Source organism: Micromonospora sp. NPDC020750 (genome assembly GCF_044334565.1).
In the GTDB taxonomy this organism is placed as follows: Bacteria; Actinomycetota; Actinomycetes; order Mycobacteriales; family Micromonosporaceae; genus Micromonospora.
The window spans coordinates 440,670-452,180 of record NZ_JBIRTH010000003.1; the positions used below are offsets into that span (position 1 = coordinate 440,670).

Annotated in this window: 18 protein-coding genes; 16 read left to right on the forward strand and 2 right to left on the reverse strand. The window is 68.5% G+C overall.

Annotation, left to right across the window (positions count from 1 at the left end):
- Positions 1-3 precede the first annotated feature (3 nt).
- From ACH4T9_RS12235 to ACH4T9_RS12255, 5 genes are all read left to right on the forward strand, one after another.
- Positions 4-876 carry a hypothetical protein gene (locus ACH4T9_RS12235; protein WP_396671108.1) on the forward strand — a complete coding sequence of 291 codons (873 nt, stop codon included), beginning with the start codon at positions 4-6 and terminating at the stop codon, positions 874-876.
- Between the two features lie 506 nt (positions 877-1,382).
- Positions 1,383-1,685, forward strand: a complete 303-nt coding sequence (locus tag ACH4T9_RS12240; RefSeq protein WP_396671109.1) for a hypothetical protein — start codon at positions 1,383-1,385, stop codon at positions 1,683-1,685.
- A 97-nt stretch (positions 1,686-1,782) separates the two neighbouring features.
- Positions 1,783-1,980, forward strand: a complete 198-nt coding sequence (locus tag ACH4T9_RS12245) for a hypothetical protein (protein ID WP_396671110.1) — start codon at positions 1,783-1,785, stop codon at positions 1,978-1,980.
- Between the two features lie 355 nt (positions 1,981-2,335).
- Positions 2,336-3,586, forward strand: coding sequence for a hypothetical protein (locus tag ACH4T9_RS12250; protein ID WP_396671111.1), 1,251 nt, complete (start codon positions 2,336-2,338; stop codon positions 3,584-3,586).
- Between the two features lie 342 nt (positions 3,587-3,928).
- Entirely contained in the window at positions 3,929-4,189 is a 261-nt protein-coding gene (locus tag ACH4T9_RS12255; RefSeq protein WP_396671112.1) for a hypothetical protein, read from the forward strand.
- A 358-nt stretch (positions 4,190-4,547) separates the two neighbouring features.
- On the opposite strand, the gene ACH4T9_RS12260 is transcribed toward ACH4T9_RS12255, so the two are convergent.
- Positions 4,548-5,057: a multiprotein-bridging factor 1 family protein gene (locus ACH4T9_RS12260; protein WP_396671113.1), complete on the reverse strand. Its 510-nt coding sequence runs from the start codon at positions 5,055-5,057 to the stop codon at positions 4,548-4,550.
- A gap of 137 nt (positions 5,058-5,194) precedes the next feature.
- Between ACH4T9_RS12260 and ACH4T9_RS12265 the strand changes: the two genes are divergently transcribed.
- The 11 genes from ACH4T9_RS12265 to ACH4T9_RS12315 all read left to right on the forward strand — a co-directional run bounded on the left by ACH4T9_RS12265 (position 5,195) and on the right by ACH4T9_RS12315 (position 11,197).
- Positions 5,195-5,461 (forward strand): hypothetical protein, encoded by a 267-nt coding sequence (locus ACH4T9_RS12265; protein WP_396671114.1) that lies wholly within the window; start codon positions 5,195-5,197, stop codon positions 5,459-5,461.
- Positions 5,454-5,726 (forward strand): hypothetical protein, encoded by a 273-nt coding sequence (locus ACH4T9_RS12270; protein ID WP_396671115.1) that lies wholly within the window; start codon positions 5,454-5,456, stop codon positions 5,724-5,726. Before ACH4T9_RS12265 ends, ACH4T9_RS12270 begins: the two co-directional genes overlap by 8 nt.
- A complete protein-coding gene (locus tag ACH4T9_RS12275; RefSeq protein ID WP_396671116.1) occupies positions 5,723-6,580 on the forward strand; it encodes a phage antirepressor in 858 nt (285 codons plus the stop codon). Before ACH4T9_RS12270 ends, ACH4T9_RS12275 begins: the two co-directional genes overlap by 4 nt.
- A gap of 73 nt (positions 6,581-6,653) precedes the next feature.
- Complete coding sequence (locus tag ACH4T9_RS12280) at positions 6,654-6,911, forward strand: hypothetical protein (protein WP_396671117.1); 258 nt, start codon at positions 6,654-6,656, stop codon at positions 6,909-6,911.
- The gene (locus tag ACH4T9_RS12285) at positions 6,911-8,746 is read left to right on the forward strand and encodes a DNA cytosine methyltransferase (protein WP_396671118.1); all 1,836 of its coding nucleotides are present in this window, start codon (positions 6,911-6,913) and stop codon (positions 8,744-8,746) included. The genes ACH4T9_RS12280 and ACH4T9_RS12285 overlap by 1 nt, the downstream gene beginning before the upstream one ends.
- On the forward strand, positions 8,743-8,919 hold the full coding sequence (locus ACH4T9_RS12290; protein ID WP_396671119.1) for a hypothetical protein: 177 nt from the start codon (positions 8,743-8,745) through the stop codon (positions 8,917-8,919). Before ACH4T9_RS12285 ends, ACH4T9_RS12290 begins: the two co-directional genes overlap by 4 nt.
- On the forward strand, positions 8,916-9,761 hold the full coding sequence (locus tag ACH4T9_RS12295) for a DNA adenine methylase (RefSeq protein ID WP_396671120.1): 846 nt from the start codon (positions 8,916-8,918) through the stop codon (positions 9,759-9,761). The genes ACH4T9_RS12290 and ACH4T9_RS12295 overlap by 4 nt, the downstream gene beginning before the upstream one ends.
- A 134-nt stretch (positions 9,762-9,895) precedes the next feature.
- Positions 9,896-10,171 (forward strand): hypothetical protein, encoded by a 276-nt coding sequence (locus ACH4T9_RS12300; RefSeq protein ID WP_396671121.1) that lies wholly within the window; start codon positions 9,896-9,898, stop codon positions 10,169-10,171.
- Positions 10,168-10,401 carry a hypothetical protein gene (locus tag ACH4T9_RS12305; protein WP_396671122.1) on the forward strand — a complete coding sequence of 78 codons (234 nt, stop codon included), beginning with the start codon at positions 10,168-10,170 and terminating at the stop codon, positions 10,399-10,401. Before ACH4T9_RS12300 ends, ACH4T9_RS12305 begins: the two co-directional genes overlap by 4 nt.
- Entirely contained in the window at positions 10,398-10,934 is a 537-nt protein-coding gene (locus tag ACH4T9_RS12310) for a hypothetical protein (protein ID WP_396671123.1), read from the forward strand. Before ACH4T9_RS12305 ends, ACH4T9_RS12310 begins: the two co-directional genes overlap by 4 nt.
- Entirely contained in the window at positions 10,934-11,197 is a 264-nt protein-coding gene (locus ACH4T9_RS12315; protein ID WP_396671124.1) for a hypothetical protein, read from the forward strand. The genes ACH4T9_RS12310 and ACH4T9_RS12315 overlap by 1 nt, the downstream gene beginning before the upstream one ends.
- 4 nt (positions 11,198-11,201) lie before the next feature.
- On the opposite strand, the gene ACH4T9_RS12320 is transcribed toward ACH4T9_RS12315, so the two are convergent.
- Positions 11,202-11,393, reverse strand: a complete 192-nt coding sequence (locus tag ACH4T9_RS12320; protein WP_396671125.1) for a type II toxin-antitoxin system prevent-host-death family antitoxin — start codon at positions 11,391-11,393, stop codon at positions 11,202-11,204.
- Positions 11,394-11,511 lie beyond the last annotated feature (118 nt).

Here is an 11,511-nt window from a genome sequence, read left to right on the forward strand (position 1 = left end):
ACCATGCGAGAAGGATTGAACCGGAACCGTTGGTCGCGTCGGATGGCCGTCGTGGGCGGGTGCGTGTCGAGCGCGCTCGTGCTCGGCCAGGTGGCCCTCACCGGACCGGTCGCGGCGGTGCCCGGCCTGAGCTTCAAGACGACGACCGGCCCCAGCAACAGCGTCGCGAAGTCGCAGAACGCGACCTGTCCGGTCGGCACCAAGGTCATCGGCGGCGGCGGCGCGATCACCGGTTCGGGCCTCGGGCAGGTCGGCATGGACATCATGGTGCCGCTGGTGGGCTCGGACACGTACTCGGTGACCGGACGCGAGGACGAGAACGGCGTGTCCGGCAACTGGGCGGTCACGGCCAACGCGGTGTGCGCCCCGTTGCCCCCGGGCCTGGTGACCGTCTCCGGCAGTTCGGCGCCCAGCCTCGGCACGTCGAACTGGTTCGAGAAGTCGTGCCCGGCCGGCAAGCACGCCATCGGGGTCGGCGGCGCGGTCGTCGGGGCGTCGAACAGCGAGATCGTCCTCGAGGATCTGCGCATCAACCAGAGCAGCGTCGTGGTGGCGGGCGCCGAGGACGGCACCGGCTTCGCCGGCACGTGGTGGTTGGACGCCACGGCGATCTGCGCCGACCCGCTGCCCGGCGAGCAGCGCGTGATCGACGACAGCGTCTACAGCTCCACCGCCACCCAGTCGGTCACGGCCACCTGCCCCGCCGGCACGCGCGTGCACGGGGTGGGCGGCGAGATCCTCGGCGGCGAGGGCCAGGTGCGCCTGACCGAGATGCGGGCCACGTCCTCGACCGTCGTCACCGTCCGCGCCGCGGAGGACGAGAACGGCTTCAGCGACACCTGGAAGGTGCGCGCGTACGCCGTCTGCGCGAGCTGACCGGCAGGTATCCGTGGTCCCGCGCCGGGCGTCCGGCGCGGGACCACCGCACAGTTCGGGCTGATTCGGGCGCCGCCCGGTGATGCCGGCGATCTCGACGCCGATGATCCGACGAGACGGAGACCGGGCCGAGTTCCTGATGCACCGGCGACCGAGGGCCGTGACCGCGGCCGGTGCATGTCGCCGGTGATCCCGTAGGCATCTTCCAGCCGTCGAGCATCCTGCCGGCGGCCCGGCTCTCGGCTTTTCGCTCTGGCGCAACATGCAACGCGAGTTCTCCGAGGAATTGCTGGGCATGCCGGAGTGCGACGGCCACGGCCGCCCGGTCGACTACGGGTCCGGCCCGTTCGCGGTGCTCGACCAGGCGCGCGCCGACGGCCGGCGCGGGATGCCGGTAGTTGGCGTGGCGGTGGCGGGACCAGCTTTGTCAAGGTGCCGACGCTTCGTTCAAAAGCGTTGGGCCGTGATGTTTGCCTATTAGCATCCGCCAACGTTGAGGGGTGCCCATGAAGCATCGGTTAGCCGCCCGTACTGCTGTCGCCGTCGCCGCCGCCGCGTCTCTCGTACTGCTGCCGCTTCCCACGCCTGCGCACGCCGGGGGTGGCTGCGACCCTGGCGACTGGATTGAGATCAACACGGGGGCTGGGGCTGAGTCACCTTCGTGGCAGCGGGGCCACAAGCACATCACCGGAAACCACTACGTGAAGGAGATCACCAGCACCGGGATCCTCTGGTACGCCGACAACAATGGCGGCTCCGACGGCGACACGAAGGACACCCGGTACGAGCACACCTACTGCAACCACTGAACTCCGACGAAGCCGCTCATCCGCGAGCGAGGGGGACGGCTTCTGCTGTTGCGGAAGTCATGACGTCACGCCGGTGCTCGCGGGTAGCGTCGCCGAGGTGAGGGTGTTGCTGCGTGGTGGCCCCGGTGACGGCCAGGTGGTGGCCGGTGCCGGTGAGACTGTGGTGTGGCAGGCGTGCCTGTACGAGCGCACCACCGGCCTGGACGAGCGCCACGGTGCGCAGGTCAGGGTGTACAGGCACCGTCCTGATTGCTGCGAGCCGTACGGGCGCGGTGCCGAGGACCGCTGCGAGTAGGCGATCTGACAGCTACGTCGCCTGCGGTCCACTGGGCGGCGGGAACGTGAGCGGCCCTCCGGGTGGCACCCATCCGCCGTCTTGCCGTCCGAATGGTCGCCGTTGTCTGGGGGCGACCATTCCCTCAGGTCATCTGCCGCCGGTGGTGGTGGTTCTGCGGGGGCGCAGGTCGCAGGTCAGGGTGTGGGTGGTCCTGCTGGTCATCACCTGGGGCATCCTCCCGCCGAGTGGGCAGGCCGGCCAACCCCGATTCAGCCCTCGCCCAGGTGGTGTGGGGTGAGCGGAGGATACCGATGCGAGCCCATTGCGGATAGTGTCCCCAACCACACCGTCCGCTAACTTGAAGGGTTCTGCTATGGCCTTTGGTCATCGATGGCTGTCGCGAACAGTCGCCGCTGCGCTGCTCCTCCTTGCCGGGATGGCTACCCCCGCTGGTCCCGCCTCAGCGGAAACAGGCGCGAAGTTCACGTTCGATCTGACCGGTACGACGATTCCGCTGGGGGTCAACAAGAAGAGGGTCCACCTGAAATTCACCAATCTGACCGACAAGACCCCGAGGGAGATCCTTTTCTACGTCCGCCCCTTGGAGCTGGACTGGGCGGACAAAGCCTCACTCGCGTGGCCGGAGGGCGGTGGCTCCGGCGAGTGCGACGGCGACGTTGCGGGATGGTACTGCCGTATCGAATCGAGTGTGCTTCCGGAGCTCATGCCTGCACCCGGCGGGACAGTGGACTTTCCTATTGATATTCACATCCACGAGAGCCAGGAGCCTTACGAAGGGAGGTTCCAGGTCGAGGCTGGCATGGCCTGGGGTGAGGACAGCATGCAACCCAGTGCCAGCAAATGGTTCACGCTCAAGTTGGTCGATGATCCCGAGGCCGACCTGTCGGTGGTGGCGCCGGACGTGAAGAAGTCGGCGCGGGTCGGTACGGGTGGCGGGCTCGAACTCACCGGGACGTTGAACCCGGGTGAGACGGCCGCGGTGCGGTACCGGGTCGTCAACCAGGGCCGGAAGGCGGTTAGCGGAGTCAAGGTCACGCTGCGCCTGCCCGAGGGTGTGACGTTCACCCGACCGCCGAGGGAGTGTGCGGTCGGCAACGACAGACGGTCGGCGGTTTGCACCTACGACAGGCTCGCGCTCATACCCGCCGGCCAGGACACCGACCCGAATGACAGCATTTACTCCGCTGTCGAGTTGCACAATCTGGTCACGGTGTCGGCCTCCACCAAGGCACCCGTCACATTGAAGGGCGGGACTGTGCAGGTCGAGGGCTTGACCGAGCGAACGGCCCCCCGCTCCGGCCCGGAGCGTACCGAGCTGCCGGCGAACGCTGTCGCCGTACGCGCAGCGGATGTGGACGACAGCGACAACCAGGACGGGTTCGCCGTCGTGGTCGCCGCCAGCGGCGGGGATGGCGGGGACGGCGGCGGAGGTGGCGGGGGTGGCGGTGGCGGTGGTGGTGGTTTGCCGATCACCGGGTCGCAGGTCGGGCTGATCGCCGGCACCGGTCTCGCCATGATGGCGGGTGGCGGCATCATGTTGCTCCTCGCCCGGCGCCGCCGCGCGGTCCCGGTGATCCCCGGGGACGAGACGCCCGCTGTCTGATTTTGTCCTCCGCTGGCCAGTGAGGGCCGTTGGCGTAGAAGGGCGGAATGCTCTCCCATCCCGCCCTTCGCTCTTCTATGCCTGCGGGCGAATCGAGGTTGTTCGTCACAAAACGACATCGATGCCCTTCCTCACCCTCAGGTCAAGACCAGCCCCAACCTCACCCGACTCGGACTCATTCATCTGGGCCCCGGCCTGGCCAGCGCCGCGCGACAGGCTGGCAGCGACGGTGAAATCAGCTGATATTGGCGGGTCCGGGCTGTCCGGATGGTGGATCATCAATCGGTGACCGTGGATCTATGATGGTCGGGCAGGTTCGTCACCACTCCGGGAGGACTCGCCATGCCCCAGCCACTCCGCCGCCGGCTCACCCGCCTCGCGGTTGTCGCCGCCGCCGCGGCAGCCGTCAGCTTCACCGTCCAGCCGGCCCCGGCCGCCGCCGTGCAATTCGATTGGAACGGCTATTTCGTGACCTACGGCGAGTGCGAGCTCCACCGCATCGATGCCAGCTACTGGGGTGAGGTGAGCAGCAACTGCGAATACCGCACCCTGCCCAACAGCGAATACAACGGCTGGTACTTCCGGGCTTGGCTGCCGGGTTAGGACCGCCGGGCGACCGGATCAGGTGGCGGCAGCGTGCGCCGGGCTCACGCATCCCGCTCTGCCGCCACCAGCAGGCTTGCCCGCCCCCGTGCCCACCCGCCTGTATCCGGCGCGCCAGCAAGTGCCCTCAGCGCCACGGTGGCGGGAAGAGGCCGAACTGAGACGACGACTGAGACGACAGCGGGCCGCCGGTCATCCGGCGGCCCGTTCTCGTGCTGGTCAGAGTGTGGGCGCGGCAGGTTTCGAACCTGCGACCCCTCGCTTGTAAGGAGAAGCGGCCCGAGCGGTTAAGCACACGCTGGTGACCTGCCTGCGGTTTTGAACGAAAAACGCGTAAGCGAAGGGTCGCTGAATGATCTCAGCCGGCTTTCCGGTCGCTACGTTCGCCGGCTGCCCTGAGGGCGTGGCCGCGAGCTTCCAGGAGTTCGGCGAGGGCGTGCCGTTCGGCATCGGAGACGGCGGGGTCTTCGAGGAGGGCGATGATCCGTTCAGTGGCCGAGCTAAACCGGCGCATCGGCTGTGGGGCGGGTTGGTCGATCTCTTCGCGGGTGACCAAGCCGAGGAGGACGGGCAACTCCCGGGGGTCGAGCCGTAGGGCGAGGAAGATCCGCCGGATCTGGTCCGGTTCGGGAATGCGGCTCTTGCCGTTTTCGTAGCGTTGCACTGTCGGTCGTGAGACATCGGCTTCCCTCGCAAGGTCTTCCTGGGTCCAGCCGAGGGTTTCGCGGGCGTCTCTGATGAGTTGGGCGAGGCGCGCGACGCCGGGTTCCTCGGTGGGCATGTCGTCACGATAGTGCTGGTCAGGGCCCCAGTCATGTAGCAGGTTGGTTACGTATCTGGTGTGATGCCCGACGGTTTCAACGGTCACGATCGCGCTCCCCAGCTTGACCAGTGTGATACGCGGGAGCATACATAGACAGTCACGACTTCTGCACACTCCGTGTCCGTCGACCATTGGCGAGTCGGGGGGTTGCGTATCAGTGCTGATACCCGCATGATGGCATCATGGCTGATACGCAGACAGCCGCACCGAGCATCATTCGGGATGCCCGAGTGCGCTACCAGCTCACCCCAGCCGCCGTCGAGGAAGCCAAACGGCGGCTCAACACCGACAACATCGCCACCCTCGGCGCCCAGCTCGGCTACACCCGCCAAACCTTCTGGCGGCTCCGCACCGGCAAGCGAGGAGCACCCCTTTCCGAAGCCCTCGTCCTCGCCGAGCGCATCGGCCTGGCGTTCGACAAAGCCTTCAAGCAGGCACCCCGTGGCTGACTACACCAAACACCACACGCAGGCCGGCAAGATCGGCGGCCTCGTACGCGGTGCCCTCAAGACCAACGAAGCCGTCCGGAAGGCCGCCGCCGCCGAAGGCCGCATGCGCCGGTTCTTCGAGCAGGTGCCCGCCCACATCACCGACCCGGTGGAACGGGCGCAGGCCGCGAACCTGTTGCAGCGCGCCCACATGAGCAGGCTGGCGAAGAAGTCCGCCGAGGGCCGCACCCGCGCTGTCCCGCCAAAGCAGCGGCGTGCCGCGTGACCGCCCTTGCCCAGGTGTTCGAGTACCAGGCCACCCCGATTCGCGTTCTGGTCCGCGACGGCGACCCGCTGTTCAGCGTGCCCGACGTGTGCCGAGGCTTGGAGCACTCCAACCCGTCGGTGGCGTTGAAGTTGGTCGACGCCGAGGACCGCGTCCTCATCGACCTACGGGAAACGGACAGCCCTAACCTAAACCGGACATCGATCAATCCGAAGATGTGGTTCGTCACCGAACCCGGCTTCTACACGTTGGCGCTCGCCAGCCAAGCGCCCGGGGCGAAGACGTTCCGCCGGTGGATCACTCACCAGGTTCTGCCCTCGATCCGCAAGACGGGCCGATACGAAACGGCGCCGGCTGTCCCGGAGTCGTTCGCCGACGCGCTTCAACTCGCCGCGAACCAGGCCCGTGCCATCGAGCAGCAGCAGAAGGCCATCGCCGAACTGGAGCCCCGCGCCCAGCAAGCCGACTTCCACCGGGCCGCCGACGGCCTCATCTCCGTCCCCGACTTCGCCAACAAGGTCAAGGCGTGGGCGCTGCGTGAACACGCGGCGAAGGTCACCCATCAGCAGGTGTGGGACTTCCTCGGCGACATCCGGTTCCTGATCCGCGGCAACACGATCCGCCACAACCAGCCGACAGCGTGGGCTGCGGAGCGGGATTACGTGCGGGTGAAGGAAACCGAGTACGCGACCAACAGCCACGGCACGCAGACGGGCACGTCGCCGCGTCTCACCCCGGCTGGTGAGGGCTTCGCGTGGGACCGGGCGGTCCGTCGGATCGCCGGCCACGGTTTCCTCGCCCCGACTTCGGCTGTCGAGATGGCCTCCACGGCGTCCGCCCGCCCTACCCCCTGACGAGACGAGCGCCCCCGGATTGCGGCCGGCGGCGCTCGCAGCCACGACCGACCCCAGCGAAAGGACACGGCCAATGGCCCTCCAAGTACAGCACAACATCCCCCGAACGGACATTGCCCGGTGGCCAACCCCATCCGACGACGCCGGCTGGTCCGACCCGAACATCGCGGTCCGCCTGGGCCACCCGTCGGTGCACCCCGTGCCGCAGCCCGGCTGCGACCTGTGCCCGCCGGTGCCGTGCCGCTGCGGTACGACCGCCTGCCCCGAGGTGTTCGAGCACTCGCGGACGTACGCGGGTGCCGAGATCACCGCATGGGAGATGGCCGCCTGATGACAATCAAGGCAAAGGTTCGAAACGCTCGCCGCGTCGCCGAGCACCGGCCCGCCACCCGCCGCCGCCGTTTTGCCCATGACGACCTGGTCGCCGTCGACCTTTTTTCCGGTTTCGGGGGCCTGACCCGTGGCATCGAGCAGGCCGGGTTCACCACGATCATGGCGGCGAACCACAACTCCTACAAGGTGCAGGTCCACGAGGCCAACCACCCGCACGCTGAACACTGGATTGCCGACCTCGTCGACCCCGAATCCTCCGACTACCACTCAGCCCGCGACCTTCCCGCCGCCGACATCCTCGTGGCCGGCGTTAGCTGCGTGAACCACTCGCAGGCCAACACGCAGAAGGCATACGAGCAGCGGATAAGCCTGTTCGACCTTGACGACCCCGAGTTCGAGGAGCGGGTTACGCGCAGCGAACGGGATCGGGCAACGGCGAACTGCGTCCTGCACTACGCCGCCCAGCACCACCCGCGCATGATCCTCGTCGAATGCACGACCGAGTTGACGTCGTGGGGGCCCGCGATCCAGGGGCGGCCGAAGGTCGGCGACGGGTCAACGTACCGGTGGTGGCTCAAGCAGTTCGACAACCTGGGCTACCGGCACAAGGTGCTGTACCTGAACTCGATGTTTTTCGGGGTGTCGCAGTCGCGGAACCGGTACTACTGCGCGTTCTGGGACAAGAAGTTGCCGACCCCGGACTTGGAGCACCGGCCGGCGTCGTGGTGTGGCCGGTGCAGCGAGATCGTGCCCGCGGTGTGGTCGTGGAAGACCGGCATCCCACCGACGGGGTCGGTGAACTACGGCAAGCAGTACAACTACCGCTGCCCGCGTTGCCGCAGCGAGGTCATCCCGCCGATGAGCCCGTCGCTGAATGCGCTCGACCTGAGCAACCTCGGCACCCGGATCGGCGACCGCGCCAAGCCGCTACAGCCTGCGACGATGGCCCGTGCTGAGCGTTGCCGGCAGCGGTTCGCGGAGTTTCCCGCGATCCTGATGCCCGCCAAGGCGGTGCGCGGCGCGGAGCGCCACCCGTGGCAGCCGATGGCCACACAGACCAGCCAGCAGGAAACCGCGATCCTGTCGACTGGCGCGACTACGGCTGCTGCCGGGAGCACGGTCGGGCTGCTCGCGCGACCTGTCGCGGTCACGGGCCAGGTGTTTGCCGCGCACCGACACAACGGCGACGGCCAGCACGTCTCCCGGCCGATGGATACGGTGACGAGCACGCATGAGAAGGCGATGTTGTTCGCCGCTGTCAACAACTTCCAGGGCGCCCCTCGGGGTGTGGATGAGGCGCTGCCAACTCAGGGCGGCTCGGAAACTCTCGGCCTGCTGTCGGCGGGCGTGGTTCCGTTTCGCAGGAACACGGTGCCGACGGTGCACGCCGAGGCGATGCCGACGGTGACGTCGGAGCAGGTCCCGGGTTTGCTCACCGCGGTTGGGGTGTTGCAGAAGAACGAGGGTGTGGACCGGCGGGTGTTTCCGGTCAGTAACCCGCTTCGGACGGTTGTTGCGTCGTCGGCGAATCAGGGCTTGTTGTTCTCCGGTTGGACCGAACGGAACGACACCAGCCCGGAGGCGACCGCCGAGTGGCGTGCGGCGCTCGCCGACCTGACGTTGGAGGACTGCCACTTCCGGATGCTCGGCCCGCACGAGGTTGGCCGCGGGTGCGGGTTCGACGTGGACTTCCCCGGCTACCAGGGCAGCTTCGTGGTGTGGGGTTCCGCCCGGGACCAGGTGGACGGGTTTGGCAACGCCGTTTCGCCGCAGGTCGGCGAGTGGATCGGCTCGCGGCTGCGGGCTGCGCTACACGGCGAGGTGGCGGCGTGACCGGCCCGGTGTTGCGGATCGCCGCCGCCGACGGGTCTTGGGTGCGTGTGGTGCCGATCGGCCCCGGCGACACGGCGCACGCGGATCGGCTGTACGCCCGGATGGCAACCCTGCCGTCTGTGCTGGCGGGCCTGCGCCGCGTCGAGATCGTCCCCGCCGGGAGTGCCCGGTGACGCGCCCACCGTTCCCGTACTACGGCGGCAAGCAGATGCTCGCCGACCGGATCCTGCCGCTGCTGCCCCCGCACGAGCACTACGTCGAGCCATACGCCGGATCCCTCGCGCTGCTGCTGGCTAAGCCCCGAACCGCCTTCGAGACCGTCAACGACCTCGACGGCAACCTCGTCAACTTCTGGCGCGTCCTACGCGAACGCTCGGACGAACTCGAAGAAGCCTGCGGCCTCACCCCGCACGCCCGCGCCGAGCACGCCGAAGCAATGGACCTCGAGGCCTACCCCACCGACGATCCTGTCGAGCGCGCCCGCCGAACCTGGGTGCTGCTCACCCAAGGTCAGTCCGGCGGGACCGGGCGCCGCACTGGTTGGCGGTTCTTCGTCAACCCCTCGGGCTCGGTTTTCTCGATGCCGAAGTACCTCGAGGCCTACGTCGAGCGGTTCGGGCCAGCGGTCGCTCGCCTCTTCGGCGTTTCGATTGAGTGCCGGCCGGCGCTAGACGTGATCACAACGTACGGCAGGTGCCCGGGTGTCCTGCTGTACGTCGACCCGCCGTATGTGCACTCCACCCGCAAGGGCCGCGGCTATCGGCACGAGATGACGGACGACGACCACCGTGCTCTAGCGGTCGTGCTCCGCGAAGCCAAGGCGACCGTCGTCTTGTCCGGCTACCCGTCAGGGATGTACGACCTCGAGCTGTACCCCGACTGGCACCGGGTCCAGCTCGCCACGGGCACCGGCAACGGCGGCGAGTGGCGCGACCGGACCGAGGTGCTGTGGTCCAACGTGCCGCTCGGCGTTCAGGGGGACCTGTTCGCAGACATGGCAGGGCTGGCGGCATGAGTTTCTGCCTTGGTCAGGTTGCCGCCGCCCTGCGCGACCGCAAGACCACCTCCCCTGCCGCTGTCGACCGCGGCTTTCCGGCGCCCTCGGACGCCACCCCGTAACACGCCTCACGGATCGGAGCACCCCTCCCCATGACATTGTTCAGCCGTTTCAAGGCCCGCTTCATGCACCCTGCAAATTGCCCCTCCCCCGCCCAGGTAGTGGCCTCGCCGAACGCCGCCCCGGTTGTGCCCGCCCAGCGGGTGCGTGGTGTCGCCCGCATGGTCCGGCAGATCGACGGGGCGTCCGTGGCCCTGCCGCCGGTGCAGTCCCGGTATAGCGGGCAGCGCCGGGACATCAAGGCACTCAACCGCAACGGGTGGCCGCCGGCCCGGCGGGGGTCCACACGCTCGGCGGTGGGGCTGTGAACGCCGACGCCGACCTGGTTTCCCTCGCCGTCGTTCTCGGCCTACTGATCGCGTTGGCCGCATGCCTGTCCGTCGACTACCGGCGGTGGCGTCGGGCCGCCCTCACCTGGTTGTCTCCCCGCCCGGGGTCCAGTAGGGAGGCGGACGTCTGGCGGGACACCGTCGCCGGCCTTCCGGATGTGGCCGCCGCCGGCCGTCGGATCGTCGCCGAGCAGGAGGCCGACCGGTGAGCGCCGGGGAGGCCGCTGTGCTGATCCTGGTGCTGCTGGTGCTGGCCGGGCTGATCGGCGCCCTCGTGCACGCGTTCGTGTTGGAGGTGCGCGACCAGGCGGCGAAGCGGAAGCAGACGGAGCGGGAGTTCGGGCCGGAGTTGCGGCGTACCCGGCTGGCGCAGGCTGGTCGTGGTCGCCCGTCGTGGTGGCCCGCCGGTGCCGGTGGTGGCGCCGCACACCGAGCCGACGCTGGCGTCGCCGAGCCTGCCCCGGTCGAACCGCCGGCCCCGCCGCCCATCCCGCCTGCGGCGCCGGTGCTCGTGCCACTGGACGAGCCGGTCCCCGCCGACCACAACCCGAGCCCGCCGCCAGTGTTCGCCCAGCCCGCCTACCCGGGCGAGAACACGAAGGCGGTCGGCCGGCACGCCGTTCCGCCCCGTCCATCCGACGTCGACATCAGGGCCATAGACGCCGAGCTGCGCGGACGGCTCGCCGACCCGGACCGCACCGACCTGACCCCTGTCGTGTCGGCAAAGGGCGGTGGACGCTGATGGCCCGCGCCTTCTACCGGGGCTACCAGTCCACCCGGGTCACCCGCCTGCACGTCATGCGTGAGGACGGCAAGTTCCCGGGCCGGTCCGCCGAGTGTGGCGTGCACGGGTGGGGGGTGCGCCGGTCGGAGCCGGTGATCCTGGACCCGATACCGGCTGTTCCGCCGGCCGGGTTGTCGTGGTGCCCCGGCTGTGTAGGGAAGCTCGCCGAGCGGGCGGGTGTGCTGGCCCGGTGGGCGGCCGAGTTGGCGGGTTCCCGATGACCTGTCAGCTTTCGTCGCGCTCGAACCTGGCCAGGGCTTCCTCTGCGCGCTCGAACCACTCGTATGGGACTACGGCCACGACGGGCTTGCCGTGTCGGTCGACGACGGTGATCTCGCCCTTGATGAGGGCGTTGTCGACGACGGTGCGGAAGCCTTCGCGGGCCTTTTGTACGCCCAGCCGGGTGTGGTTCTTCATGTCGGCACCTTACAACCCTTGCCTTTCCAGTAGGTCTGTAAGGTATGATAGGTCTGTAAGGGCGCGAGGGTCAAAGTTCCCCGCCCGATCAACCTCCTACCTCTGGAGTCGATGACGC

Excerpts from the sequence above, each read along its gene's own strand:
- ACH4T9_RS12235 (WP_396671108.1), top strand. The coding sequence starts at position 4 with ATGCGAGAAGGATTGAACCGGAACCGTTGGTCGCGTCGGATGGCCGTC.
- ACH4T9_RS12240 (WP_396671109.1), top strand. The coding sequence starts at position 1,383 with ATGAAGCATCGGTTAGCCGCCCGTACTGCTGTCGCCGTCGCCGCCGCC.
- ACH4T9_RS12250 (WP_396671111.1), top strand. The coding sequence starts at position 2,336 with ATGGCCTTTGGTCATCGATGGCTGTCGCGAACAGTCGCCGCTGCGCTG.
- ACH4T9_RS12255 (WP_396671112.1), top strand. The coding sequence starts at position 3,929 with ATGCCCCAGCCACTCCGCCGCCGGCTCACCCGCCTCGCGGTTGTCGCC.
- ACH4T9_RS12265 (WP_396671114.1), top strand. The coding sequence starts at position 5,195 with ATGGCTGATACGCAGACAGCCGCACCGAGCATCATTCGGGATGCCCGA.
- ACH4T9_RS12280 (WP_396671117.1), top strand. The coding sequence starts at position 6,654 with ATGGCCCTCCAAGTACAGCACAACATCCCCCGAACGGACATTGCCCGG.
- ACH4T9_RS12285 (WP_396671118.1), top strand. The coding sequence starts at position 6,911 with ATGACAATCAAGGCAAAGGTTCGAAACGCTCGCCGCGTCGCCGAGCAC.
- ACH4T9_RS12300 (WP_396671121.1), top strand. The coding sequence starts at position 9,896 with ATGACATTGTTCAGCCGTTTCAAGGCCCGCTTCATGCACCCTGCAAAT.
- ACH4T9_RS12315 (WP_396671124.1), top strand. The coding sequence starts at position 10,934 with ATGGCCCGCGCCTTCTACCGGGGCTACCAGTCCACCCGGGTCACCCGC.
- ACH4T9_RS12320 (WP_396671125.1), bottom strand. The coding sequence starts at position 11,393 with ATGAAGAACCACACCCGGCTGGGCGTACAAAAGGCCCGCGAAGGCTTC.